The sequence below is a fragment of the Pseudomonas indica NBRC 103045 genome (genome assembly GCF_002091635.1).
In the GTDB taxonomy this organism is placed as follows: Bacteria; Pseudomonadota; Gammaproteobacteria; order Pseudomonadales; family Pseudomonadaceae; genus Pseudomonas_M; species Pseudomonas_M indica.
On sequence record NZ_BDAC01000004.1, the window covers coordinates 166141 to 191739 of the forward strand.

Genomic DNA, 25599 nt, shown 5'->3' on the forward strand with positions numbered 1-25599 from the left:
CTGCTTACCGGAATGTACTGATCAGGGTATCGAACAAAGACCGCGCAACTTGAATGACCTGGGCCGAAGCGTTGTAGTACTGCTCGAACTGGATCAGCTTGGCCGCCTCTTCGTCCAGGCTCACGCCGGACAGCGAATCGCGGTTGTCCTGGGCCTGCTTGAGCAGCGCGGTGGTCGCTTCGCTGTCGACCCGCGATTGCGCGGTCAGGGTGCCGACCCGTTCGACCAGCTCGCCGTAGCCGTCGCTGAACGACGCCCCGGAGTTGGCGATCGGGTTGCCGGCGGTGTCGTAGCTCACGCCCACCACCGCCTTGTTCTGCAGGTCCACCAGTTTCAGGCCGTTGCGGTTGTCCGAGACCCCGCTCTGGTTGTAGGCCAGGGTGAAGGTGTCGCCGGTCGAGGGCACGCCGCTGACGGTGAATTCGTAGCTGTAGGTCTCGTTGCTCACCGGATCGGTGTAGTCCAGGCGCAGGTTGTTGGTCTGCCCGCTGGTCAGGCCGGTGGTCGAGGGCGACACGTAGCTGAGCGTGGCCCCCGCCGGCAGCGTGCCGGTCAGGGTGCCGCTGGTGCCGTCGTAGGTCAGGGTCAGGCCGCTGCTGCCGAACAGGCGGTCCAGGTCCGCCGTGAGAATCGGCGACGGGCCGCTGCTCAGGCTCGGCTGGCCGATGGCGCCGGTACCGCGGTTCTGGGTGTTGATGGCCGCGCGGGCCGAGGCGGCGAACGCCAGTTGGTCGGCCTGGTCGAGCACCTTCTCGATGCTCGCCGCGCCGCGCCGGGTGGGCATCAGGGTCACGCTGCTGCCGGCCGCCGGCGCAACGGCAAAGCTCACCGAGAAGCCCTCGTCGCCGATCACCAGCGGGTCCGCCGCGGTGCCGCTGCCGGTCACCGGGATCACTGCGTTGTCGGAAAGCCGGCGCACGCTGTAGTTGGTGCCGTCGTAATCCAGGCGGTAGTCGCTGGTGGTCAGCCGCGAAGTATCGTCGATGCGCACATCGGCGCCGGTGGGATAGCTGCGCAGGGCCATCAGGTCCGGCGAGTTGATGTCCTTGAACAGGTTGGTGCCGACGTTGCCCTTCAGATCGATGCCCTGGCCGAGCTGCTTGTTGACCTCATCGCTGATGGACAGCGCCAGGCGGCCGAGGGAGTTGAAGGTCGGGTCGAGGACTTCGCTGCGATAGCGCAGCAGACCGCCCATCTCGCCGCCGCTGATCTGCGAGGTGATCGACTGGCGCGAGCCGCCGCTGACGAACTCCACCTGCATGCGCAGCGGGTCCTGGGGGCTGGGGGTCACCGCCAGGGTGTTGGCCTTGGCGCCCACCACCAACGGCTGGCCGGTGCCGACGAAAACGTTCAGCGAGCCGCCATCCTGCTCCACCACCTGCACCCCGATCAGGGTGGACAACTGGCGCACCACCTCTTCACGGGCGTCGAGCAGGTCGTTGGGCTCCTGGCCGGTGGCCTTCATCGAGCTGATCGCATCGTTGTACTGGGCGACTGAGGTCGCCAGGCGGTTGACCTGGTCGGCGATCGAGCCCATTTGCTTGTTGATGTACTGGTTCTGCTGGTCGATGCGCTCGTAGACGGTGTTGAAGCGCTTGGCCAGACCCTCGGCCTCGGACAGCACCAGTTGCCGGGCCGGCACGTCGGCGGGCGACTCGACGGAGGTCTGCAGGGCGGCGAAGAATTTCTGCAGCGATGGGCTGATGCCGGTCACGCTGCCGGCCAGCAGCGCGTCCATCTGGTCGATCTGGCCCTTATAGGCGGCCACGTCGCTGGCCACCACGGTGTTGTTGCGCACCTGGGCGGTGAGGAATTCGCTGGCCAGGCGGCGCACGTCGTTCACCGTCGCGCCCGAGCCGATGTAGCCAGCACCGCTGAATTGCGGCACACGGGTGCCCTGGACGGTTTCCTGGCGCGAATAGCCGGCCGTGTTCACGTTACTGATGTTGTGACCGGTGACCGTCAGCGAGGTCTGGCTGGTACGCAGCCCGGACAGCCCGATGTTCAGCAAGTCAGCCATGATTCACTCAGCTCCTGGTGATGCCGCCGTCGGCAGCCGCGATGGTCTGGTAGGTCTGCATCTGCCGGGCGATCTGGGAAATCTTGCGGGCATACTGCGGGTCGGTGGCGTAACCGGCACGCTGCAGCTCACGCACGTACTGGTCGGAGTTGTCCGCGGCGTTCAGGGCCTTTTCGTAGCGGCCGTTGCTCTGCAGGAAGCTCACGTAATCGTTGAAGCTGTGCTCGAAGGAGTCGTAAGCGCGGAACGCCGCGACCTCCTTCACCGGCTTGCCGTTGTAGTACTCGCGGGTCACCACCCGTGCCGACTCGCCGTCCCAGCTGCCATGGGCCTTGATGCCGAACAGGTTGTGGCTGCTGGAACCATCCTGCTGGCGGATGATCGACTTGCCCCAGCCGGTTTCCAGCGCGGCCTGGGCCACCAGGTAGCGCGGGTCGACGCCGATCTTCGCGGCGGCCTTCTCCGCCATCGGCAGCATGGTGGCGACGAACTCCTCGGGCGAGGAGAACGCCGCCTTGCCGGGTGCCAGCGGCGGCTGGGCCAGGCGGCGGCCGGCGAAGGCATCGCTGCCGTTCACGCTCAGGCTCTTGTCCGCGGGCGCGGCGAATGCCTGGGCCGGAACCCAATCGGCGCCGGCCAGCGGCTGCCCTTCCGCGGCGGTGGCGGACGGCACGATGCCGGCCAGCAGGCGGTCGGTGAGCTTGCCCGGCAGCGCCAGGCGACGCTGGTTGAGCAGCGAGGAGTCGTCGCGCTTGCTGTCCACCGCCGGAAGGTTGACGTTCCTGGCCGAGGTGGCGGCCGTCGTCTCGCCGGTCTGGGCGAACGGATTGGGGCGTGCGTCGGCCTGCCGGGTCTTCGACAACTGGCGCACCAGCACGTCGGCCAGGCCGATGCCCTGTTCCTTGGACAGGGTCACGGCCAGCTGCTGGTCGTGCATGTCCTGGTAGGTCTTGGTCTCGCTGCTGTTCATGTAGTTGCCCTCGGCGAACACTTCGTTCGCCGAGCGCATGGCCTTGAGCATCTGGTTGAGGAACAGCGACTCGAACTCCTGGGCCACCTTGCGGATGTTGCCCTCGCTGTCACGGTCCTTCCCCACCTTCAACTGGTTGAGGCGGTTCAGGTCGGTGTAGGAGCCGCTGTCGGGCGTCGAGCCCGGGGCGAAGAGTCGAGTGTCCATGGCCGTTCCCTTAGATCACGATGAGGTCGGCCTGGAGGGCGCCGGCTTGCTTGAGCGCCTCGAGGATCGCCATCAGGTCGGACGGCGCGGCGCCTACCTGGTTCACGGCGCGGACGATCTCGTCGAGGGTGGTGCCCGGGCCGAACTTGAACATCGGCTTGGCCTCTTCCTCTGCACTCACGCGCGAACGCGGCACCACCGCCGTCTCGCCGCCGGACAGCGCTTCCGGCTGGCTGACGATGGGGTCTTCGGTGATGGTCACGGTCAGGCTGCCGTGGGTGACGGCGGCCGGCTGCACGCGCACGTTCTGGCCGATGACGATGGTCCCGGTGCGTGAGTTGATGATGACCTTGGCCACCGCCTGGCCGGCCTCGATCTCGAGGTTTTCCAGCACCGACAGGTAGTCCACGCGCTGGCTCGGGTCCAGCGGCGCGCTGACGCGCACCGAGCCGCCGTCGAGGGCCTGGGCCACGCCGGGGCCGAGCAGTTCGTTGAGCTTGTCGACGATGTTCTTCGCGGTGGTGAAGTCCGGGCGGTTGAGGTTCAGGGTCAGGTAGTTGCCCTGGTCGAAACCGCTCGGCACCGGCCGCTCGACGGTGGCACCGGAAGGAATGCGCCCGGCCGACGGGACGTTGACGGTGATCCGCGAGCCGTCGGCGCCCGAGGCATCGAAGCCGCCCACCACCAGGTTGCCCTGGGCGATGGCGTAGACGTTGCCGTCGATCCCCTTCAGCGGGGTCATCAGCAGGCTGCCGCCGCGCAGGCTCTTGGCGTTGCCGATGGAGGAAATGGTCACGTCGATGGTCTGGCCCGGCTTGGCGAACGGCGGCAGCTCGGCGTGCACGGACACCGCCGCGACGTTCTTCAACTGCACGTTGCCGGAACCGGCCGGCACCTTGATGCCGAACTGCGCCAGCATGTTGTTGAAGGTTTGCAGGGTGAACGGGGTCTGCGTGGTCTGGTCGCCGCTGCCGTTGAGGCCGACCACCAGGCCGTAGCCGATCAACTGGTTGGAGCGCACGCCCTGGATGCTCGCCAGGTCCTTCAGGCGCTCGGCCTGGGCCGGAACGGCGAAGGCCAGCGCCAGCAGCGCGGCGAAGGCCGCCACCGATTTCAGCAGGAGAGAAAATCCGGGCATTGTCATACTCCTGCTCAGAACGGCCACATCGGGCTCATGAAGAAGCGGTCCAGCCAGCCGGGCTGACTGGCGTCGGCGAAGGCGCCGGTACCGGAATAGGTGATGCGCGCGTCGGCGATGCGGGTCGACGGCACGGTGTTGTCGGTGCCGATGTCGTCGGCACGGACCAGGCCGGCGATGCGCACCAGCTCGTCGCCGGTGTTCAGGGTCATCCACTTCTCGCCGCGCACGGAGAGAATGCCGTTGGGCAGCACTTCGGCCACGGTAACGGTGATCGAACCCTGCAGGCTGTTGCTCTGCGCAGCCTGGCCGGAGCCATCGGTCTCGCGGGAGGCGTCGTATTCGGCGCCGAGGTTCATCGAGTTGCCGGTCAGCGGGTTGGCCATGGACACCGCGCCGCCGAGCAGCGAGGTCAGGCCGATGTTCGCGCTGCTGTCCTTCTGCAGCTTGGAGTTGGCGTTCTTGCTGGCCTGGGTCCGCTCGTTGAGGGTGATGGTGATGATGTCGCCCACCCGGTAAGCCTTGCGGTCGTCGTAGAGGTTGGTCTCGAAACCGGCCTGGTAGATGGCCCCGTTGTTCTGCGCAGCCGGCAGCGGCGTGCGCGGCAGCACCGGCGCGTAATAGGGGTCATTCGGCTTCGGCGGCGGCGACATGCAGCCGGTCAAGGCGGCACCGAGCAGCGGAAGGAGAATAATCAGCCGGTTCATCACCACGTACCTCACGGTGTTGCGTTGCATAAAGCGGGTAACCCGCCGAAATCCGATGGCCTTGTCAGGCCGGCCGGGCTTCACCCGGCAAAGGCGTTACAGGTTCTGCGAGACGAAGCCCAGCATCTGGTCGGCGGTGGAGATGACCTTGGAGTTCATCTCGTAGGCGCGCTGGGTGGTGATCATGTTCACCAGCTCCTCGACCACGCTGACGTTGGAGTTTTCCAGGGTGTTCTGCAGAGTGGTACCGAGGCCGTTGAGGCCCGGGGTACCGACCTGCGGCGCGCCGCTGGAGGCGGTCTCCAGGAACAGGTTGTTGCCGATCGCTTCCAGGCCCGCCGGGTTGATGAAGTCGGCGACCTGGATGTTGCCGAGAATCTGCGGCTGCGGGTTGCCGGTGGTGGTCACCGAGACGGTTCCGTCCTCGCCGACAGTGAAGGTCTTCACTTCGTTCGGCAGGACGATGGCCGGCTCCAGGGCGAACCCCTGGGAGGTGACGATCTGCCCGTCTGAGTTCAGGTGGAAGCTGCCGTCGCGGGTATAGGACACGGTGCCGTCCGGCATCAGGACCTGGAAGAAGCCGCGGCCGTTGATGGCCATGTCCAGCGGCTGCTCGGTGGTCTGCAGGCTGCCGGCGGTGAAGATCTTCTGGGTGCCGACGATGCGCACACCGGTACCCAACTGCAGGCCGGAGGGCAACTGGCTGTCCTGGCTGGACTGACCGCCCGGCTGGCGGCGGATCTGGTACAGCAGGTCCTCGAACTCGGCGCGGTCGCGCTTGAAGCCGGTGGTCGAGACGTTGGCCAGGTTGTTGGAAATGGTGGTCAGGTTCATGTCCTGGGCGGACAGACCGGTCTTGCTGACCCACAGTGCCGGAAGCATCGTCATTCTCCTCGGGCGCCGGAAACACGGCGCCTCGTGCTAGTCATCAGCTGATTTGCAAAACACGCGCCATGGCCGAGGAGTTGTCTTCGGCGGTACGCATCATCTTCACTTGCAGTTCGAATTGGCGGGACAGCGACAGGATCGCGGTCATCTCCTCGACGGCATTCACGTTGCTCGCCTCGAGGAAGCCGGAGGTCACCCGCACGTTGGCGTCGGCCTCCGCGGGCTGGCCGCCCTTGACCCGGATCAGGCCGTCGGTGCCCTTCTCCATCTGCTTGAGATCGGGATTGACCAGCTTCAGGCGGTCCACCTCGGCCATCACGTTCGGCGCTTCGCCGAGGGCACGGATGCTGATGGTGCCGTCCTGGCCGATCTCCACCTTCTGCTCCGGCGGCACGGCAATCGGCCCGGCATTGCCCATCACCGGCAAACCGTTGCCGGTGCGCAGCATGCCGAGGGCATCGATGCGCAGGCTGGCGGTACGCACATAGGCTTCGCCGCCGTCCGGCGCCTGTACCGCGAGCCAGCCTTCACCGCTGACCGCCACGTCGAGGTCGCGGCCGGTTTCCTGCAGGGTGCCGGGGGTGAAATCGGTTCCCGGCCGCTCGCTCATGGCGTACACGCGGGATGGATAGCTCTCGCCGAACACCGGCATCGAACGCGCCTGCTCGAAGTCGCGGCGGAATCCGTTGGTGGAAATGTTCGCCAGGTTGTTGGCGTGGGCCCGTTGGGCCAGGGTGTTCTGGCTGGCTCCGGTCATGGAGACGTACAGCATCTTGTCCATGGCAATCGCTCCGAGGGCTTTTTGACGCCCAACGTTTGGTTGCCATGGACAGAGCAAGCGCCGTGCCAATACCGAAATCAATCAACAAGTGATTGATAACAAAAGAAAAACAAAAAGAAGAAGGCCCCTGGCGAGGCCCTTTGAAAGGAGAGACGGCGGAGAACTGCCGCTTGCGGCAAAGGCGTTGCCGCCGGGTGCCATGCTGGCACTCCGGCGGCCCGGATCATCAACGCAGGTTGATGATGGTCTGGGTGATGGCGCTCTCGGTTTCGATGGTCTTGGCGTTGGCCTGGTAGTTGCGCTGGGCGACGATCAGGTTCACCAACTGGTCCGACAGCTCGACGTTGGAGTCTTCCAGCGCACCGGCCTGCAAGGCGCCCATGGTGCCGGAGCGCGGCGTGCCGATGACCGGCTCGCCGGACTGGAACGACTGCACCCAGGATGTCTTGCCCACCGGGGTCAGGCCCTGGACGTTGGCGAAGTTGGCCAGGACGATCTGCCCCTGCACCTTGGACTGGCCGTTGGTGTAACGGGCGAAGACCACGCCGGTGTCGTCGATTTCCAGGCCGGACAACTGGCCGGTGGTGTAGCCGTCCTGGCTGATGCTGCTGACCGCGAACGCACTGGCGAACTGGGTCGACTGGCGCATGTCCAGGCTGATCCCGCCGGCGTTGGCGGTGGCACCGTTGGCGCTCCAGACCGGCGGCGTCGCGCCGTTGGAAACGGCCGGCACCCAGTTGGTCAGGCTCAGCGTGCCGTCGGCATTCACCGTGAAATCGGTGGAACTCAGCGCGGTCAGGTCGAGCTGGCCGGCGGAGTTGAAGGTCAGGTCCACCGCGTAGGGCGTGGTGGAGGTCGGGTCGTTCGGATTGCGCCCGTCGATCAGCGTATTCATCGACCAGGTGTTGGCGCCGGTCTTGACGAAGTACTGGGTGAGCACGTGGGCGTTGCCCTGCGAGTCGTAGATATTCACCGAGGTCGACGAGTTGTAGGTGGTCGGGTCCGCCGGGTCGAACGGCGTGGTGGTCGGCACCGTGTTGGTGGAGTTCAGGTTGTAGGTCTGGGCGATCTGGGTGGTGGCCTTGGGCGCCTGGCTGCTGGTCTCGATGCGCAGGTCGCTGACCACGCCATTCTGCAGGTTGCCGTTGGCATCCACCGCATAGCCCTGCAGGCGGTAGCCGAAGTTGTTGACCACGTAACCTTCGCGGTCGGTTCCGAAGTAACCGGCGCGGGTATAGCTGACGTCGCCGTTGTTGCTGGTGACGAAGAAGCCGTTGCCGTTGATCGCCAGGTCCAGGGCGTTCTGGGTGTAGTTGATGTTGCCCTGGTTGAACAGTTGCGACACGTTGGACAGCAGCACGCCGCTGCCCTGCGGGTTGGAACCGGTCCCCAGCACCGACGCGGCATACACGTCGGAAAACTCGGCACGGGACTGCTTGAAGCCGGCGGTGCCCGCGTTGGAAATGTTGTTGCCGGTGACGTTAAGGTCACTGCTCGCCGCGCGCAGACCGCTCAGGCCGATGTTGAACGCCATGGAATGTCTCCTTGCCGGTACTGCCGGCGATTACTGACCGATGACCTGTACTTGGGAAAGTGCGACGCTGCCGAGCCCGGCGAGGTTGAGCATCAGCTCGCCGCCGTTCTGGCCCAGGGTGACGCTGTCGACGTTGGCCGGCAGCATGGTGTAGAGCCCCTTGGTCTCGTTGCCATACATCGCCTGCGCTTCGAACTTGTAGGTGCCGGGCGGCATCAGCTCGCCGCTGCTGTTCTTGCCGTCCCACATGAAGCTGACGTTGCCGGCGGCCTGCTCGCCGAGGTTGACCCGGTTCACCAGGGCGCCGCTGCTGTCGTAGACGTTGACGAACACGTTGCTGCTGCTCGTCGGCAGCACCAGGCTGGCCTTGAAGGTCTCGCTGGTGTCCACCACCGCTTTCTCGGTGGGCACGATCACCTTGCGACCAACCAGCGAGGACGCCTGCAGCGCCTGGGACGACTGGTAGCCGGAGAGGATCGACTCCATGCTGGTATTGAGTTTCTCCACCCCTTCCACGGTGCTGAACTGCGCCAGCTGGGCGATGAATTCGCCGTTTTCCTGGGGTTCGAGCGGGTTCTGGTTGTTCAACTGGGCCACCAACAGGTTGAGGAATTCGTTCTTGCCGAGTTCCTTGCTGGACGAGGTGTCGTTCTGGATCTGGTACTTGTCCAGAACCGAACTGGTCGCGCCGAGGCTGCTGCTTTCGATGCTCATCGTTTATCCCTCTCCGGCGCTCACTGACCCAGGGTCAGCACGCGCTGCATCATCTGCTTGGCGGTGTTCATCATTTCGACGTTGGTCTGGAAGGCACGGCTGGCGGAAATCATGTCCGCCATTTCCTCGACCACGTTGACGTTCGGGTAGTACACGTAGCCGTTGGCGTCGGCGGCCGGATGGTTCGGCTCGTAGCGCGGCGTGAGGCTGCTCTGGTCCTCGATCACGCCGAGCACCTGAACGCCGGCGCCGGACTGGTCCTGGTCGGCGAACAGCGAACCGCGATCACCACCCTCGGCGGCCTGCTGCTGGAACACGGTGGCAAACACCGGATGGCGGGCGCGGTAGGTCTGGTCGATGCTGGACGACACCGTCTCGGCGTTGGCGATGTTGCTGGAAATGGTGTTCAGGCGAGTGCTCTGGGCGCTCATGCCGGTACCGGCGATATGGAAAACACTGCTGAGTGACATGGCATGAATCTCCGTCATTCACCGCGAAGGGCGCTCATCAGCCCTTTGAACTTGCTGTTGAGAAAGGTGAAGCTGGCCTGGAACTGCACGGAGTTTTCCGCGTAGTTGGATTGTTCGAGCTGAAGGTCGACGGTGTTCTGGTCGATCGACGGCTGGGTCGGAATGCGATAGCGCAACGCCGGATCGCCCATGGGCACGCCTTCTGCAGCGATGTGCTGACTGTTGGTCCGGCTCAACCCGAGTGAGCCACCCTTGGCCTTGGCATTCTGCTCGGCGAGCACCGAGGCGAAGTCCAGGTCGCGCGCCTTGTAGTTCGGCGTATCGGCGTTGGCGATGTTGTTGGCCAGCACCTCGGCACGCTGCGAGCGGAAGCCGAGCGCTTTTTCATGGATGCCGAGGGCGTTGTCGAAGCTGATGCTCATGGTCGGGAACCTTGCCGGTGGGCGTCGTGGTTTTTCCTCGCCAACGAATTAGCAAGGCCCGTGCCATTTTTGTTTTTCTTTTAAAATCAGTGAATTAGACACTTATGGAAGTGGCTTGCCGGCAAAAGCGGCAAGGGCTTTCCGCTGTGGGAAGGGGGAGCGGCAAGGGGGTTTGCCGCTTTTGCCGCTGGATGGGGAGGGGTGTTGATCTGTAGGGGCGAATTCATTCGCCCAACGATCCTCCGGGTCCGCCTCCCGGTCTTGCTCACTTCACCTTGTAGATGATCCCCGGACTGCACTGGACCATCTGATACAGCTCCGGCAAGCCGTTGAGCGCCTCGGAAGCGCCGAGGAACAAGTAGCCGCCGGGCTTCAGGGTCGCGTGGATGCGGGTGAGGATGTCCTTCTTCACCTCGGCGGAGAAGTAGATCAGTACGTTGCGGCAGAACACGATGTCGAACTTGCCGAGGCTGGCATAGCTGTCCAGCAGGTTCAGCGCGCGGAACTCGACGCGGCTTTTGATCGGCGCCTTGACCGCCCAGCGGCCCGGCCCTTTCGGATCGAAATAACGCTGCAGGCGCTCCTGCGACAGACCGCGGCCCATCGCCAGGCTGTCGTATTCGCCGGCCTTGCAGGCATTGAGCATGGAGCCGGACAGGTCGGTGGCGACGATCTGTATACCGGCCCTGAGCTGGCCGAGGTTGCTCCGCTCGAACTCGTCGATGGCCATGGACAACGAATAGGGCTCCTGCCCCGACGAGCAGGCCGCCGACCAGATGCGCAAGCGCTGGCCGGGGCTGGCCTTGATCATTTCGGGCAGCACGCGGCTCTTGAGCACTTCGAACGGATAGGTATCGCGAAACCAGAGGGTCTCGTTGGTGGTCATGGCGTCCACCACCTGCTCGCGCAGTCCTCCGCGCGGCTGCCCCTGGACCCGCTGCACCAGTTCGCCCAGCGTCTTGATGCCGTGCTGCTCCATCAGCTTGTTGAGGCGGCTGGAAACCAGGTACTGCTTGTTGCTCCCCAGCAGAATGCCGCAACTCTTTTCCAGAAACGTCCGGAACTGCTCGAAATCCAAATTACCTGAAGACACTAATGCCGCCTCGCCGACCATAGAAACGCTGAAGGCCGAAGCCTTCAGCCCTCTTCCGTTGATTTGATGCGTTCGATCACCCGCGCGGCCAGATCGTCCGGACGGAACTTGGCGAGGAAGTCATCCGCGCCGACCTTCTTCACCATCGCCTGGTTGAACACACCCGACAGCGAAGTATGCAGGAGGATATGCAGTTTCTGCATGCGCGGATCGCCACGAACCTCGGCCGTGAGGGTGTAGCCATCCATCTCCGGCATCTCGATGTCGGAGATCATCATCAGCAACTCCTGCTCCGGATGACGCCCCTCCTCCACCATCTTGCGCAGGTAATCCAGCGCTTCGCGGCCGTCGTTCAAGGCGACCACTTCCACCCCTACCGTCTGCAGGCAGCGCGACACCTGCTTGCGTGCCACGGAGGAGTCGTCAACGATCAGCACGCGCTTGGACACCGCCTTGCTCTGGGTCTCGACATCGATGACACCCTCGGAGATGGCTTCCGACATCGGCGCCACCTCGGCGAGGATCTTCTCCACGTCGATGATCTCCACCAGCTGCTTGTCCACCCGCGTCACCGCCGTCAGGTAGTGCTCGCGACCGGTCCCCTTGGGTGGCGGATGGATCTCCTCCCAATTCATGTTGACGATGCGCTCGACCGACCGCACCAGGAATCCCTGCACCTTGGTGTTGTATTCGGTGATGATGACGAAGCTGTTCTTCAGATCGTCGAGACCCGACCGGCCCGTGGCCATGGACAGGTCAAGAATGGGAATGGTACCCCCACGGATATTGGCAACCCCGCGCACCACCGGACTGGCCTTGGGCATGATGGTGAGACGGGGGCATTGCAGCACCTCCTTCACCTTGAACACGTTGATCCCATAGAGCTGCTTGCCGTCCAGACGGAACAACAGCAGTTCGAGGCGGTTCTGCCCCACCAGTTGAGTACGCTGGTTAACCGAATCCAACACACCGGCCATGCCCAGACTCCTCTCGTTCGACCGGGACGCCCTGCTTAGCGTAGCAGGCGGCACGGCCCTTGCTTTTTACTTGTCATGAACGCAACAACGACGTTTTTCCGACACCAGGTGGCAAAGTATCGCCGGCTGCTCTGTGTTGTACCCGCAATCTGCGGGCTCTGCCACAGCGGCATGACAGCGGCGGCGACGATGACCCTGCCCGATGAGCTTATCGGCACCACCCAGCGCTTTCTTGAGCAGGCGGTGGACGAATACCTGCGCCGCAGCGAAATCCAGGGCCGCCACGAAGTCCAGGTCAACCGCCTCGACCCGCGCCTGCGCCTGCCGCAGTGCGACGAGCCGCTGACGGCCTCCCTGGAAAGCCCCGCGCAGCCGCTGGGACGGGTCACCGTGCGGGTTCGCTGCGAAGGCAGCGCGCCCTGGACGGTGTTCGTGCCGGCCCAGGTCCGCCTGTTCCGACAGGTGGTCGTCATCAGTCGACCGCTCAAGCGCGAAAACGTGCTGACGGAGCAGGACCTGTCCCTGGTCGAGCGCGACGTCGGGCTGCTCAACCAGGGCTATCTCACCGATCCCGGCCAGGCCATCGGCAAGAAACTGACGCGTCCCATGCTGCCCGACCAGATTCTGGCGCCCGTTCATCTGCAACAGGCCGAGGTGATCCGCAAGGGCGACCAAGTGGTGATCACCGCGCGCGGCGCCGCCGTGAGCGTGCGGATGCCGGGCGAGGCGCTGTCCGACGGCGCGCCGGGCCAGCAAATCCGCGTGAGGAACCAACGTTCCCAGCGGGTGATCAAAGCTCGAGTGGTGGGACCGGGCCAGGTGGAAGTCGCCATGTAGCCCTTCAATCCTGTATCGTGCGGTGTCTGACGATTCCGCAAGAGCGATTTGGCAGCGACGCGAAAAAAAGTCCTAAAGTTTTTCCGACAGTGGCCGAAAAGCTAGGCAAGCGTCCAACATCGTCCGAGGTTTGCATCATGGTCATCGATTTCAACCGGCCCAACAGCGCCGCTACGCCAGCCAACTCGGGGCGTGTCGGCAACACCCAATCCAGCCGTGGCGAAGCCGTTTCGGGCAACCCGTCCGCCCCGGCCCCGACATCCGCCGAAACCACCGCCAAGAGCGGCGAATCCGTGCAGCTCAGCCAGGAAGCCCAGCGCCTGCAGCAAGTGACGGACAGCCTGCGCGACCTGCCTGAAGTCGATCAGGAGCGTGTCGCGCGGATCAAGCAGGCCATCGCCGACGGCAGCTATCAAGTCGATAGCAAGCGCGTCGCCAGCAAGCTGCTCGACTTCGAATCCCAGCGCTAGTCCGACGGGCTGCGCTGGCGGTGTAGGACGCCCACTCCCCAGAGCCCATCATGCACGACACGACCCTGCTTCAGCTGTTCACCGACGATATCGGCCAGGCCGAACGCCTGCTTGAGCTGATCGACGAAGAATTCCAGGCACTCAACGACCGCGATCTGCCCCGCCTGGAAGGCATCCTGGCGGCCAAGCAGCCGCTGCTGGCGCAGCTCGACCAGCATGGCTCACAACGCAGCCAACTGCTCGCCAGCCAGCAGCTGAGCGCCGACAAGGCCGGTCTGCAGGCATTGGCGGCCCGTTCGCCGCAGGGCCCGGAACTGCTCGAACATGCCGACCGTCTGGGCGAGCTGCTGGAACGCTGCCAGGCCGCGAACCTGCGCAACGGCCGCCTGATCCGCGCCAACCAGGCCTCGGTGGGCAAGCTGCTCGGCATCCTCCGCGGCGGCGATACCCCAAGCCTTTACGACAGCCGCGGCAGCGCCGCGAGAACCGGGCAACAGCGACCACTCAGCCAGGCCTGAACCGCCCGGCAAAAAGCACAGGGACAGGCAGGCACAATGCCAGTATCCTAAAGGGATATCAGGAAAGCCCTCGCCAGGGCGAGGCGGAAGCGGGACAATCCAGCGACGACCCGCCCGATGCGGACAAGGCACTTTCCACGGCCTGGTGCGTAGTGACAGTTTGGAGACTAGTGGACCGTGTCCAACCCATTCATCCAAGAAGAAGGACCGCAACCACCCAAGGTGCTCAAGGCACCCCTGGAAGTGTTCGCCAACCTTCGCCAGTTGCAACAGAACCACGATCCCCTGGTCATCACCTTTCGCGACCGCAACCAGCGTTTCCAGAGCTACCTGGTCGAGATCGACCGCGAGCGCGGCCTGCTGGCCCTGGATGAGATGATCCCGAACGACGGCGAGCGCTTCCTGAAAGCCGGCGAGGCCTTCGCCATCGAAGGCTTCCATGAAGGCGTGCGGATCGCCTGGGAATGCACCCGTCCGGTCCAGATCGGCGAACTGGAAGGCGCCCGCTGCTACTGGACCGCCCTCCCCGGCGAAGTCACCTACCACCAGCGCCGCAATGCCTACCGCGCCTCGCTCAAGCAGACCCAACTGGTCAACATCCAGTTGGCCGGCGACAAGTTGAGCACACCGATCAAGGGGCAGTTGCTGGACATCTCGGCCACCGGCTGCAAGGTACGCTTCCCCGGCGACATCACCAGCCGTCTGCAACCCGGCCAGGTCTATGAACGCTTCACCGCGGAATTGCCGTTCGGCGCCATGACCACGCCGGTGGAATTGCGCCATCTGTATTTCGAGGAAAAGCTCGGCATGAGCTTCGCCGGCCTGCGCTTCTATCGGATGAACGGCCTGGAGCAGCGCCAGGTCGAGCGCTTCGTCTACCAGTTGCAGCGCGAAGCCCGTCGCTTCGAGAAAGACGACCCGTTCTGAGTCGCCAGGCTCAATGCATTCCCAGCCGGATTCCCAGGCTGGCCAGGCGCGGAAGGTCCTCGGGGCGATCCACATCCCATAGCACCGGCAGTAACCCGTAGGCCCAACCCAATTGCTGCAGACGCTCGCAGGTCAAGGCCAGGAGGCGATCGCTGCCCCAGGGCAAGGATTCGAATAGCAGCGGATCGATCCGGCGTAAACCCAGCAACACATAGCCGCCGTCTTCCGCCGGTCCCAACACCACTTCCTGCTCGCGCAGCGCCTCGCAGGCCGCCGCCAGGTAGTCGCCGTCGAGCGCCGGGCAATCGTTGCCGATCAGCACCACCCCATCGCTTTCCGCCAGCCCCAACGCAGCGATGCGCCGCATGCGTTCGCCGAGATCGCCGGCGGGCTGTTCCATCACCGTCCAGCCATGCGCCTCGGCGAGCTCGACGAGCGAGTCGTCCGGGCCATCGTCGAGCCAGAAAAAGCGTTCACTGAAGGTATCCGCGGGGAGTTCCAGCGCCCGTTCGACCAGCAGGCGCTGCAGATCGCAGGCCCCCTCGTCGCCCAGGGCCGGTATCAGACGGGTCTTGACCCTGCCGGGCTCCGGGGTGCGGGCCAGCAGGTGCAGCGAGATGGACTGAGTCATGACCGCGGTCCTCCGTAATACCGTTGCGCCAACCGTTCCGGGCTGGCGCCGAAGTAATAGGAAAGGCGCAAACGCCACATCAACCACACGGTACGCCAGATTCCCCGCTGTTCCCAGCGGCGGCTGGAGGTGACCAGCGGGGGCCGCAGGCAACGCGGAGGTGCCAGCCGCTTGAGCCGCCGACACAGTTCCAGGTCCTCCATCAGCGGCATGTCGGCATAGCCGCCCAGCTCCACGAACAGGTCGCGGGAGATGAAGATGCCCTGGTCGCCACTGGCCACACCGGTCAGCCGCGAGCGCAGGCTGATCATGCTGCCGATCAATCGTAGCGAAGGGCCATTACCGGAAAGGTGCACATCGAAGCGCCCCCAGGCGGGCTGGACGGCGAGAACATCCAGCAAACGCCGCCAGGACGTCGCCGGCACACGCGTGTCGGCATGCAGGAACCAGAGATAGCGACCCGAGGCGACCCGGGCCCCGGCATTCATCTGCCGCGCCCGCCCCGGCTCGCTGTGGATCACCCGGTCGACGCCCGCCTCCGCCAATTGCGGCGTGCCGTCGTGGCTGCCGCCGTCCACCAGGATCAGTTCCGCGCCCATCGCCCGCAACGGCGCCAAATCTTCCAGCAGCAGCGGCAAGGCCTGCGCCTCGTCGCGCGCCGGAATGACGACGCTGAGCGGTGGCGCGCTCATCGCGGCGTGTCAGGTTCCGGCACAGGCGGTTCCTGCGGCTCGGGAGCGCTCTGCATCTGCTCCTGCACCACCTGCTCGTCCACCCGCGGGTCGAGGGCCGCCACCAGCGGCGAGCTGGCGATGTCCGGCATGGGGATGTGATGCAGCGGTGCGTCCTCCACCTGATGCTGGTGGGTGACCTTGTCAGGACGGATGCGCCAGACCAGGATCAACGCGCAGAAGCTGAAGAACGCATAGAGCATGTTGGCGCCGAAGTACTTCATCAGCACCCCGGCCAGCAGCGGGCCGATACTCGCCCCCACGCCGAAGGTGACCAGCAGCATGGCGGTCAGCGACACCCGCCGCTCGCCTTCGACATGGTCGTTGGAGAAAGCCACCGCCAACGGATACAGGCTGAACTGCAACAGGCACACCAGGAAACCCAGGGGCAGCAGTAACGCCAGGGCCACCGACGGCATGATCGCCAGCGGCAGAGCGATCAGCGTCAGCAACAGCGCGCAGCCGCGAATCAGCACGGCGCGATCGCTGCGATCCGACAGCCAGCCCAGCGGCCATTGCACCACCAGGCCGGCGAGAATGCAGGCGCCCATGAACAGACCAACCTGCTCCGTCGACAGCCCCTGGCGGGTGGCATAGAGCGGTGCGAGGCCGTAGAAAGCGCCGATCAGCAGGCCGGAGACCAGGGTGGTGGTCAGCGATTGCGGCACCCGCTGGAGGAAGAAACGCGGCTCGAGCGGCGCGGGATGCAGCGGCGCGGGGTGGATCTTGCGAGTCACCGCCACCGGCACCAGGCACAGGGCGAAGCACAGCGCCACCAGCATCAGCAATTCCAGCCCGAGGGTCGGGTGGACCACCAGCACCAACTGGCCGAGGATCAGCCCCAGATACGACGCCGTCATGTAGCCGGCGAACACCTGGCCGCGCTGGCTGGCCGCGGCCTGCTCGTTCAGCCAACTCTCGATCACCATGTACTGGCACATCATGCCGAGGCCGACCAGCATGCGCAGGAACAGCCAGGCCGGCAGCCAGTCGATCAGGCCGTGGCCGAGCACCGCCGCCGTCACCGCACCGGCGCAGGCGACGTAGGCACGGATGTGCCCGACCCGGGCGATCAACCGGTGGCCCTGCTTGCCGCCGAGCACCAGGCCGATGTAGTTGGCGGCCATCAACGCACCGACCCAGAGACCGTCCACCTTGTCCGCAGCCAGACGCAACGCCAGATAGGTACTCAACAGGCCGGAGCCGAGCAGCATCAACAGGGTGGCGAAATACAACGCCCGAAAGGACTTCCAGATTCTGCGCATCGACTTCCGAGCGACTCCTTGAGGTGGGCCGGGCCGCCCATGCGGCCCGGTAGGACGTCACGCCTGCGCAGCGAGTATCCGGCGCTCCCAGGGCGTGATTTCTTCGAGGAAGCTGGTGAGCTCCATCGTCTTGCTGGCAATGTAGCCTTCGATGAACTCCGCATCGAACAGTTCCCGCGCCAGCCGGCTGCGCTTCAGACGCTCCAGGGCGGCATGCAAGGTACAGGGCAGACGCAATTCATCCGGGGTTTCGAACTCGCCCTGGATCGGCTCGCTCGGCTCCAGTTCGCGTTCCAGCCCATGCAGGCCCGCCGCCAGGCTGGCGGCGATGGCCAGGTACGGGTTGGCATCGGCCCCCGGCAATCGGTTCTCCACCCGCCGCGCCACTGGCGAGCTGGCCGGAATACGCAGGCCGGCCGCACGGTTGTCGTGGGACCAGCAGGCGTTGTTCGGCGAGGCGTAAGGATGGCACAAACGCTGGTAGGAATTGACGTTCGGTGCGAACAACAGGGTGAAATCCCCCAGCGCCGCCTGCTGCCCGCCGATGAAATGGCGGAACGCCGGAGTCGGCGCGCCCTGCTCGTCGCTGAAGATATTCCGGCCGCTGCTCTGCTCCACCACGCTCTGGTGGATGTGCATCGAGCTGCCCGGCGTCTTCGGCAGCGGCTTGGCCATGCACACCACGGTCAGGCCATGCTTGAGCGCCACTTCCTTGAGCAGGTGCTTGAACAGGAAGGTCTGGTCGGCGAGCAGCAAGGCATCGCCGTGCAACAGGTTGATCTCGAACTGGCTGACGCCCATCTCGTGCATGAAGGTGTCGCGCGGCAGGCCGAGCGTCGCCATGCAGGCATAAACCTCCTCGAAAAACGGCCGCAGCCCGTTGTTCGACGACACGCTGAAAGCCGAGAAACCCGCCTCGCGCCGGCCATCCAGGCCGACCGGCGGCTGGAACGGCTGGTGTGGATCGTTATTGGGTGCGAAGACGAAGAACTCCAGCTCGGTGGCCACCACCGGCTGCCAGCCGTGCTCGGCGTAGCGCGCCAGCACGCGCTTGAGCAAGGCGCGGGTGGAAAGACCGCAGTCGCGGCCGTCCAGCTCCTCGGCATCGCAGATCGCCAACGCACGAGGCCGCTCGCTCCACGGCAGGCGATGAATCTGCCGGGGATCGGCGCACAACGCCACGTCGCCGTCGTCGCTACCGTAGAAACGCGCCGGCGGATAGCCGCCCATGATGCATTGCAGCAACACGCCCCTGGCCAGTTGCAGACGCCGCCCTTCGAGGAAGCCCTCGGCGGTCATCACCTTCCCGCGCGGCACCCCGTTCAGGTCGGGGGTGACGCATTCGATTTCTTCGATGCCGGCCAGACGCTCAGCGAGTGGACTACGGCCGTTGCTGCTCATGACTGCTTATCCTTGTTGTGCCAGAAGCCGCGTTGCGGCGGTGTGCACAAAATACTCATCAGGCGTTCAAGATATCAAGCACAGCGGTATAGGTTCCGTTTTCAACGTGCACGAAAATCCTGAGCCAAACCGATTATTGAGTTCAGTAGACACTTCTTGTTTCGCCCCCCGGCGAGTTACTTCTGGCAGTCGCCCCAGAAGGTAACCAAGAGGGCTTGCCCCGGCATCCGGCCCCAGCTTCGCTGGGGTTCCCTCGCTCCATCGTCGTTCCGGGGGCACGCCTTGAAGGGCCATCCCTGGCCAATCAAGGCTCTCGCGGCATCCATGCCGCTCGTCCCCCTACACGACGATTCCGCTCGGCCTCCTGACGGGGCGTCGGAGTTGGTCCTACCTCTTCTACAAATCTTCAGCCAATGGCAAAGCATCAGGATCACTTCACTGCACCGGGCAGCACGAATCTCCCCTCTCCACTTCAGGAGAGAGGGGCCGGGAGAGAGGGATGCCACGCGCACGGTAGATGTAATAGCCAACACCCAATTGATCCCGATCAGTTCAATGCGAAATCCCCCGGTCCGTTGCTTGGAGGGACGCGCAGCCCTCTGCTAAGGTGCCAGCATTGAACTCCAGCGGTATCGCCATGCGACTGCGCCTGATCCTGTTCCTCATCCTGACCATCGCCTTCCCGGCGTACGCCAGCCTGCCGGCCGGCGAACCGCCGTGTCCGATGCTGGAGATGGACATGACCGCCGCCGCGGACGCCACCGACGAGAACCCCTGCTGCCAGGAAGATGGCAAGGGCAGCCAGTTGATGTCCTGCAAATCCGGCCAGGAATGCAAGACTGGCGGCACCCTGCGCAGCGCCTTCCCGCGCGGAGCCGTGATTCAGGCCGCCACCCGCCCCCTCGCCCTGCCGGACCCGGCGGCGATCCCTCCCGAGCCCGGCTCCGTCTGGCGCCCACCCCGTTTCCTCTGATGCCCTGACCTGAACGTCGCGTGCCCGCCGGTGCGCGGCAAGGCGTGCCCGTGCGCGGGCACGGATCATCCGCATTGGAGATTCGGAAGCATGATTGCCTTCCTCCCTCGACGGCGCTGCGCCGTCCTGCTGGCCGCCGCCTGGATCGCTGCCGGGCCGGCAGCCGCCGAACCCCTGACCTTTCAGCAGGCGCTGTCCATCGTCGAACGCTCGGCCCCGGAAAACCTGGCTCAGATCGCCCAGCTCGACGCCGCCCGCGCCGCGGTGATACCGGCCGATGCCCTGCCCGATCCGAAGCTCAGCCTGGGGGTGGACAACCTGCCCCTGGAAGGGCCGGACCGCTACCGCCTCGACCGCGATTTCATGACCATGCGCCGCATCGGCCTGATGCAGGAAATACCCAACGGCGACAAGCGCCAGGCCCGGCGCCAACTGGCCGAGGCCGGTGTGGTCCGTTCCGAGGCCGAGCAGGTGGCGATGAGCCTGGAAACCCGCCGGCAGACCGCCGTGGCTTGGCTGGAGGTGTTCCACCTCGAACGCAGCCTGCAGGTGCTGAGCGAACTGGACCGGGAGGTCGCGCGGTTGCGCGGGCTGGTCCAGGCACAGATCGCCGGGGGCGGCGCCCGCTCGGGCGATCTGCTGCTGGCCGACCGCGACGCCCTGGCCCTGGAAGAACGCCGCGACGAACTCGAACGCGACCGCCAGCAGGCCCGTGCCGGACTGCGCCGCTGGCTGGGCGACGCCGCCGATGCGCCCCTGGCCGGCGAACCGCCGCGTTTCGCCCTGGACAGCCAGCGTCTACACCAGCATTTGCTCGACCACCCCGAATTACAGACCGCCTCGGCGCGGATCGGCGAAGCCCAGGCCGAACTCGCCGAAGCCCTCGCCGAGAAGAAACCCGACTGGGGTGTGGAGGTCGCCTACAGCAACCGCGATAGCCGCTTCGGCGACATGCTCTCGCTGCAATTCAGCTTCGATCTGCCGCTGTTCACCGGCACCCGCCAGGGCCCGCGCATCGATGCCCGGCAGAAAGGCCTGGCCCAGCGCGAGGCAGAGCAGGAGGCCCTGCAACGCGCACATCGGGCGGAGCTAGAAAGCGGCCTGGCCAGCCTCGACCAATTGAGCCGCGCCCTGGAACGCAGCGAGCGCTCGCTGGTCCCCCTCGCCCGCCAGCGCGCCGACCTGGAACTGGCCGCCTATCGCGCCGGCACCGGTGAGTTGCCGGCGGTGATCGAGGCGCGTCGCGAATTGATCGAAGCCCGCCTGCGCCAGATCGAGCTGGCGAAGAAGCGCGACCAACTGGCCGCCAGTCTGCATTACGCCTATTCGGAGAACCGCCCATGAAAGGCTCCCCCTTCACCCCGGCCCTTCTGGCCCTGGCCGTGCTGGCCTCCGCCGCCGGCGGCTACTGGTTTGGCCAGCGGCAGGTCCATCCCCAATCCGCCCAGGCCGCCGCGACGCCGGCTACGGAACGCCCGGTGCTCTATTGGTACGACCCGATGTACCCGGACCAGCGCTTCGATCAGCCGGGCAAATCGCCGTTCATGGACATGGACCTGATCCCCAAGTACGCCGACCAGGGCGATGCCGGCAGTGGCCTGAGCATTCCCGCGCAGACCGTGCAAAACCTCGGCATGCGTACCGCCCCCGTGCTTCGCGGCGCGCTGCCGGCCAACCTCGACGCGGTCGGCAGCCTGGCCTACAACCAGCGCGAGATCGCCAACCTGCAAGCCCGCGCCGCCGGTTTCGTCGAGCGGGTCTACGGACGCGCGCCCGGCGATGTGTTGCCGGCCGGCGCTCCCTTGGTCGATCTGCTGATTCCCGAGTGGTCGGCGGCGCAGCTGGAATTCATCGCCGTCCTGGCCGACGGCGACCCACGCCTGATCGACGCCGGCCGCGAACGCCTGCGCCTGCTCGGCATGCCGGCCGCGCTGATCGAACAGGTCGCCCGCGAGCGCCGCGCCCGCCCGGTGCAGACCCTGCGCGCGCCGATTGCCGGCGAGCTGCTGGAACTGCCGGTGCGCGCCGGCATGACCGTCTCCGCTGGCCAGGACCTGGCGCGCATCAACGGCCTGTCCACGGTCTGGCTCGACCTCGCCATTCCCGAGGCCCAGGCGGCGCTGGCGCGGCCCGGCGCGAAGGTCCGGGTGCAGTTGAGCGCCTACCCCGGCGAGGAAATCCAGGGCAAGGTGATCGCCCTGCTGCCAAGCACCGACCCGCAGACCCGTACCCTCACCCTGCGCAGCGAACTGCCCAACCCCGACGGTCGCCTCAAGCCCGGCATGTTTGCCCGCGCACGGCTGAGCGACGCACCGAGCCAGTCCGCGTTGCTGATCCCCAACGAAGCCTTGATCCGCACCGGCAAGCGCAGCCTGGTGATGCTCGCCGACGGCGACGGCCGCTTCCAGCCGCAGGAAATCCGCACCGGCCGGGAAACCGCCAGTCAGGTCGAAGTGCTCGCCGGCTTGGAGGAAGGCCAGCAGGTGGTGGTGTCCGGCCAATTCCTGCTCGACTCCGAGGCCAGCCTGCGCTCGGTGCTGACCCGCGCCGTGCCGGCCGAAGAACCGCTGCACCGGTCCGAAGGCATCATCCGCACGCTCGAAGACGGCTACGTCACCCTGGAGCACGGCCCGTTCCCCAGTCTGGACATGCCGGGCATGACCATGGAATTCCCACTGGCCTCGGCCCAGGTCGCCGCCGGCCTGAAGGAAGGCGACAAGGTGCGCATCGCCGCGCGCCAGACCGATGACGGCCTGGTGATCGAGCAGTTGGAAAAGCAGGGAGACGCGCCATGATCGAGCGCCTGATCCACTGGTCGATCGGCAACCGCTTCCTGGTCCTGCTGGCCACCCTGTTCGTCACCGCCTGGGGTATCTGGTCGGTACGCAGCACGCCGCTGGATGCCCTGCCGGACCTCTCCGACACTCAGGTGATCATCCGCACCAGCTACCCCGGCCAGGCGCCGCAGATCGTCGAGAACCAGGTCACCTACCCGCTGGCCACCACCATGCTCTCGGTACCCGGCGCGAAGACGGTGCGCGGCTATTCATTCTTCGGCGACTCCTTCGTCTATGTGCTGTTCGAGGACGGCACCGACCTCTACTGGGCCCGCGCACGGGTGCTGGAATACCTCAACCAGGCCCAGGAGCGCCTGCCGGAAGGCGTCACCACCACCCTCGGCCCGGATGCCACCGGGGTCGGTTGGATCTACCAGTACGCCCTGGTCGACCGCAGCGGCCGACACGACCTCGCCCAGCTCCGTGCCTTGCAGGACTGGTTCCTGAAGTACGAACTGAAAAGCCTGGCGAACGTCGCCGAAGTCGCCAGCATCGGCGGCATGGTCAAGCAGTACCAGGTGCTGCTCGACCCGCTGAAACTGGTGTCCTACGGCGTCACCCAGCAGGACGTCATCGCCGCGCTACGCGCCGCCAACCAGGAGACCGGCGGCGCCATTCTCGAACTGGCCGAGCGCGAGTACATGGTCCGCGCCTCGGGCTACCTGCAAAGCCTCGACGATTTCCGTGCGGTGCCGCTGAAGGTTTCGCCGCGCGGGGTGCCGGTCACCCTCGGCGACATCGCCCAGGTTCAACTGGGGCCGGAAATGCGCCGCGGCATCGCCGAGCTGGATGGCGAAGGTGAGACGGTCGGCGGCGTGGTCATCCTGCGCTCGGGCAAGAACGCCCGCGACGCCATCGCCGCGGTCAAGGCGCGCCTCGACAGCCTGCGCGGCAGCCTGCCGCCGGGCGTCGAACTGGTGACCACCTACGACCGCTCGCAACTCATCGAACGCGCCATCGACAACCTCAGCTTCAAGCTGCTGGAAGAGTTCATCGTGGTCGCGCTGATCTGCCTGCTGTTCCTCGGCCACCTGCGCTCCTCGCTGGTCGCCATCATCACCCTGCCGCTGGGCGTGCTGATGGCCTTCATCGTCATGCGCCACCAGGGCATCAACGCCAACATCATGTCCCTCGGCGGGATCGCCATCGCCATCGGCGCCATGGTGGATGCCGCAGTGGTGATGATCGAGAACGCCCACAAGCGCCTGGAAGCCTGGCAACATCGGCATCCGGGCGAAACCCTGAAGGGCGAGGCACATTGGCGGGTCATCGGCGAAGCGGCCGCCGAGGTCGGACCGGCGCTGTTCTTCAGCCTGCTGATCATCACCCTGTCGTTCCTCCCGGTGTTCACCCTGGAAGCCCAGGAAGGCCGCCTGTTCGGCCCGCTGGCGTTCACTAAGACCTACGCCATGGCGGCGGCGGCCGGCCTGTCGGTGACCCTGGTGCCAGTGTTGATGGGCTACTGGATTCGCGGCCGGATTCCCAGCGAGGAACGCAACCCGCTCAACCGCTGGCTGATCGCCGCCTACCGGCCGCTGCTGGAAGCCGTGCTGGCCTGGCCGAAGACGACGCTGGCGGTGGCGGCACTGGTGTTCCTCACCAGCCTCTGGCCGCTGAGCCGGCTGGGCGGCGAATTCATGCCGCCGCTGGACGAAGGCGACCTCCTCTATATGCCCTCGGCCCTGCCCGGCCTGACCGCCACCAGCGCCTCGCACCTGTTGCAGCAGACCAACCGGATGATCCGCAGCGTGCCGGAAGTGGCGCGGGTATTCGGCAAGGCCGGCCGCGCGGAAAGCGCCACCGATCCGGCGCCGCTGGAGATGTTCGAGACCACCATCCAGTTCAAGCCGCGCGACCAGTGGCGGCCCGGCATGACGCCGGACAAGCTGGTGGAAGAACTCGACCGCGCCGTACAGGTGCCGGGGCTGGCCAACCTCTGGGTGCCACCGATCCGCAACCGCATCGACATGCTCGCCACCGGCATCAAGAGCCCCATCGGGGTGAAGGTTTCGGGCACTTCGCTGGCCGATATCGAGCGGGTCGCGCGGGACGTCGAGAAGGTGGCCAAGCAAGTCCCCGGCGTCAGCTCGGCCCTGGCCGAACGCCTCAGTGGCGGCCGTTACCTGGACATCGACATCGACCGCCGCGCCGCTGCCCGCTACGGGCTGAACATCGCCGACGTGCAGGACGTGGTGGCCAGTGCCATCGGCGGGCGCAACATCGGCGAGACGGTGGAAGGGCTGGCGCGCTTCCCGATCAACCTGCGCTACCCGCGCGAATGGCGCGACAGCCCCGAAGCCCTGCGCCAGTTGCCGATCTTCACCCCGGCCGGCCAGCAACTCACCCTGGGCGATGTCGCCGCCATCCGCCTGAACGATGGGCCGCCGATGCTGCGCAGCGAGAACGGTAGGTTGTCCGGCTGGGTCTACGTGGACGTGCGCGGCCGCGATCTGGCCTCCACCGTGCGCGAACTGCAACGGCAGGTGGCGGAACAGGTGCAACTGACCCCGGGCATGACCCTGGCCTACTCCGGCCAGTTCGAATACCTGGAGCGCGCCAATGCCCGCCTGGCCTGGGTAGTGCCCGCAACCTTGCTGATCATCTTCGTGCTGCTCTACCTGACCTTCGGCCGTGTCGGCGAAGCCCTGCTGATCATGGCCACCCTGCCCTTCGCGCTCACCGGCGGGGTCTGGATGCTGCATGGGTTCGGCTTCAACCTCTCGGTGGCCACCGGCGTCGGCTTCATCGCCCTGGCCGGGGTGTCGGCGGAGTTCGGCGTGATCATGCTGATCTACCTGAAGAACGCCTGGCTCGACCGCCAGCGCAATGGCCACGGCGACGCCGCCGCCCTAGGCGACGCCATCCGCGAAGGCGCGGTACTGCGGGTACGGCCGAAGGTGATGACGGTGGCGGTGATCGTCGCCGGCCTGCTGCCGATCCTCTGGGACAGCGGCACCGGCTCGGAAGTGATGCAGCGCATCGCCGTCCCCATGGTCGGCGGCATGCTCACCGCACCTCTGCTGTCCATGCTGGTCCTGCCGGCGGCGTATTGGTTGATGCGGCGGCGGGAGGCCAAGGTGTAAGGCTC

General features: G+C 65.8%; 24 protein-coding genes. 8 read left to right on the forward strand and 16 right to left on the reverse strand.

Annotation, left to right across the window (positions count from 1 at the left end):
* Window positions 1–4: 4 nt before the first annotated feature.
* From flgK to PIN01S_RS07120, 12 genes are all read right to left on the reverse strand, one after another.
* The gene (gene flgK / locus PIN01S_RS07065; protein WP_084334756.1) at window positions 5–2020 is read right to left on the reverse strand and encodes a flagellar hook-associated protein FlgK; all 2016 of its coding nucleotides are present in this window, start codon (window positions 2018–2020) and stop codon (window positions 5–7) included.
* 7 nt (window positions 2021–2027) lie between these two features.
* Window positions 2028–3197: a flagellar assembly peptidoglycan hydrolase FlgJ gene (gene flgJ, locus PIN01S_RS07070; RefSeq protein ID WP_084334758.1), complete on the reverse strand. Its 1170-nt coding sequence runs from the start codon at window positions 3195–3197 to the stop codon at window positions 2028–2030.
* Between the two features lie 10 nt (window positions 3198–3207).
* Window positions 3208–4335: a flagellar basal body P-ring protein FlgI gene (locus PIN01S_RS07075; RefSeq protein WP_244505937.1), complete on the reverse strand. Its 1128-nt coding sequence runs from the start codon at window positions 4333–4335 to the stop codon at window positions 3208–3210.
* Window positions 4336–4349: 14 nt separating this feature from the next.
* Window positions 4350–5042, reverse strand: a complete 693-nt coding sequence (gene flgH, locus PIN01S_RS07080) for a flagellar basal body L-ring protein FlgH (protein WP_084334760.1) — start codon at window positions 5040–5042, stop codon at window positions 4350–4352.
* A 96-nt stretch (window positions 5043–5138) separates the two neighbouring features.
* On the reverse strand, window positions 5139–5924 hold the full coding sequence (gene flgG, locus PIN01S_RS07085; RefSeq protein WP_084334762.1) for a flagellar basal-body rod protein FlgG: 786 nt from the start codon (window positions 5922–5924) through the stop codon (window positions 5139–5141).
* 46 nt (window positions 5925–5970) lie between these two features.
* On the reverse strand, window positions 5971–6711 hold the full coding sequence (locus PIN01S_RS07090; RefSeq protein WP_084334764.1) for a flagellar basal body rod protein FlgF: 741 nt from the start codon (window positions 6709–6711) through the stop codon (window positions 5971–5973).
* Between the two features lie 226 nt (window positions 6712–6937).
* Window positions 6938–8245 carry a flagellar hook protein FlgE gene (gene flgE / locus PIN01S_RS07095; RefSeq protein WP_084334766.1) on the reverse strand — a complete coding sequence of 436 codons (1308 nt, stop codon included), beginning with the start codon at window positions 8243–8245 and terminating at the stop codon, window positions 6938–6940.
* A gap of 30 nt (window positions 8246–8275) precedes the next feature.
* The gene (gene flgD, locus PIN01S_RS07100) at window positions 8276–8959 is read right to left on the reverse strand and encodes a flagellar hook assembly protein FlgD (RefSeq protein WP_084334768.1); all 684 of its coding nucleotides are present in this window, start codon (window positions 8957–8959) and stop codon (window positions 8276–8278) included.
* A 20-nt stretch (window positions 8960–8979) separates the two neighbouring features.
* A complete protein-coding gene (flgC, locus tag PIN01S_RS07105) occupies window positions 8980–9429 on the reverse strand; it encodes a flagellar basal body rod protein FlgC (RefSeq protein WP_084334770.1) in 450 nt (149 codons plus the stop codon).
* 14 nt (window positions 9430–9443) lie between these two features.
* Complete coding sequence (flgB, locus tag PIN01S_RS07110; RefSeq protein ID WP_084334772.1) at window positions 9444–9851, reverse strand: flagellar basal body rod protein FlgB; 408 nt, start codon at window positions 9849–9851, stop codon at window positions 9444–9446.
* Window positions 9852–10116: 265 nt separating this feature from the next.
* Window positions 10117–10944 (reverse strand): protein-glutamate O-methyltransferase CheR, encoded by an 828-nt coding sequence (cheR, locus tag PIN01S_RS07115; protein WP_084335031.1) that lies wholly within the window; start codon window positions 10942–10944, stop codon window positions 10117–10119.
* 44 nt (window positions 10945–10988) lie between these two features.
* Window positions 10989–11921, reverse strand: a complete 933-nt coding sequence (locus tag PIN01S_RS07120) for a chemotaxis protein CheV (protein ID WP_084334774.1) — start codon at window positions 11919–11921, stop codon at window positions 10989–10991.
* A gap of 75 nt (window positions 11922–11996) precedes the next feature.
* Here PIN01S_RS07120 and flgA point away from each other — a divergent pair, with 75 nt between their 5' ends.
* The 4 genes from flgA (at window position 11997) to PIN01S_RS07140 (ending at window position 14673) form a co-directional block, all read left to right on the forward strand.
* Window positions 11997–12758, forward strand: a complete 762-nt coding sequence (gene flgA, locus PIN01S_RS07125) for a flagellar basal body P-ring formation chaperone FlgA (RefSeq protein ID WP_084334776.1) — start codon at window positions 11997–11999, stop codon at window positions 12756–12758.
* A 137-nt stretch (window positions 12759–12895) separates the two neighbouring features.
* On the forward strand, window positions 12896–13228 hold the full coding sequence (flgM, locus tag PIN01S_RS07130) for a flagellar biosynthesis anti-sigma factor FlgM (protein WP_084334778.1): 333 nt from the start codon (window positions 12896–12898) through the stop codon (window positions 13226–13228).
* Between the two features lie 50 nt (window positions 13229–13278).
* Window positions 13279–13746 carry a flagella synthesis protein FlgN gene (locus tag PIN01S_RS07135; RefSeq protein ID WP_084334780.1) on the forward strand — a complete coding sequence of 156 codons (468 nt, stop codon included), beginning with the start codon at window positions 13279–13281 and terminating at the stop codon, window positions 13744–13746.
* A 177-nt stretch (window positions 13747–13923) separates the two neighbouring features.
* The gene (locus tag PIN01S_RS07140; protein WP_084334782.1) at window positions 13924–14673 is read left to right on the forward strand and encodes a flagellar brake protein; all 750 of its coding nucleotides are present in this window, start codon (window positions 13924–13926) and stop codon (window positions 14671–14673) included.
* 10 nt (window positions 14674–14683) lie between these two features.
* Here the strand turns inward: PIN01S_RS07140 and PIN01S_RS07145 are convergent, their stop codons facing one another.
* Genes PIN01S_RS07145 through PIN01S_RS07160 form a run of 4 tightly spaced genes read right to left on the reverse strand, consistent with a single transcriptional unit; the run spans window position 14684 to window position 18599 of the window.
* Window positions 14684–15304, reverse strand: coding sequence for a TIGR04282 family arsenosugar biosynthesis glycosyltransferase (locus tag PIN01S_RS07145; RefSeq protein WP_084334784.1), 621 nt, complete (start codon window positions 15302–15304; stop codon window positions 14684–14686).
* Entirely contained in the window at window positions 15301–15996 is a 696-nt protein-coding gene (locus PIN01S_RS07150; protein ID WP_084334786.1) for a TIGR04283 family arsenosugar biosynthesis glycosyltransferase, read from the reverse strand. Before PIN01S_RS07150 ends, PIN01S_RS07145 begins: the two co-directional genes overlap by 4 nt.
* The gene (locus PIN01S_RS07155) at window positions 15993–17300 is read right to left on the reverse strand and encodes an MFS transporter (RefSeq protein WP_084334788.1); all 1308 of its coding nucleotides are present in this window, start codon (window positions 17298–17300) and stop codon (window positions 15993–15995) included. The genes PIN01S_RS07150 and PIN01S_RS07155 overlap by 4 nt, the downstream gene beginning before the upstream one ends.
* 57 nt (window positions 17301–17357) lie before the next feature.
* Window positions 17358–18599, reverse strand: a complete 1242-nt coding sequence (locus PIN01S_RS07160) for a glutamine synthetase family protein (RefSeq protein WP_170837178.1) — start codon at window positions 18597–18599, stop codon at window positions 17358–17360.
* A gap of 718 nt (window positions 18600–19317) precedes the next feature.
* Between PIN01S_RS07160 and PIN01S_RS07165 the strand changes: the two genes are divergently transcribed.
* From PIN01S_RS07165 to PIN01S_RS07180, 4 genes are all read left to right on the forward strand, one after another.
* Complete coding sequence (locus PIN01S_RS07165) at window positions 19318–19674, forward strand: hypothetical protein (protein ID WP_084334792.1); 357 nt, start codon at window positions 19318–19320, stop codon at window positions 19672–19674.
* Between the two features lie 90 nt (window positions 19675–19764).
* Window positions 19765–21018 carry a TolC family protein gene (locus PIN01S_RS07170; RefSeq protein ID WP_084334794.1) on the forward strand — a complete coding sequence of 418 codons (1254 nt, stop codon included), beginning with the start codon at window positions 19765–19767 and terminating at the stop codon, window positions 21016–21018.
* The gene (locus PIN01S_RS07175) at window positions 21015–22469 is read left to right on the forward strand and encodes an efflux RND transporter periplasmic adaptor subunit (RefSeq protein WP_084334796.1); all 1455 of its coding nucleotides are present in this window, start codon (window positions 21015–21017) and stop codon (window positions 22467–22469) included. The genes PIN01S_RS07170 and PIN01S_RS07175 overlap by 4 nt, the downstream gene beginning before the upstream one ends.
* Window positions 22466–25594 (forward strand): efflux RND transporter permease subunit, encoded by a 3129-nt coding sequence (locus tag PIN01S_RS07180; protein ID WP_084334798.1) that lies wholly within the window; start codon window positions 22466–22468, stop codon window positions 25592–25594. Before PIN01S_RS07175 ends, PIN01S_RS07180 begins: the two co-directional genes overlap by 4 nt.
* Window positions 25595–25599 lie beyond the last annotated feature (5 nt).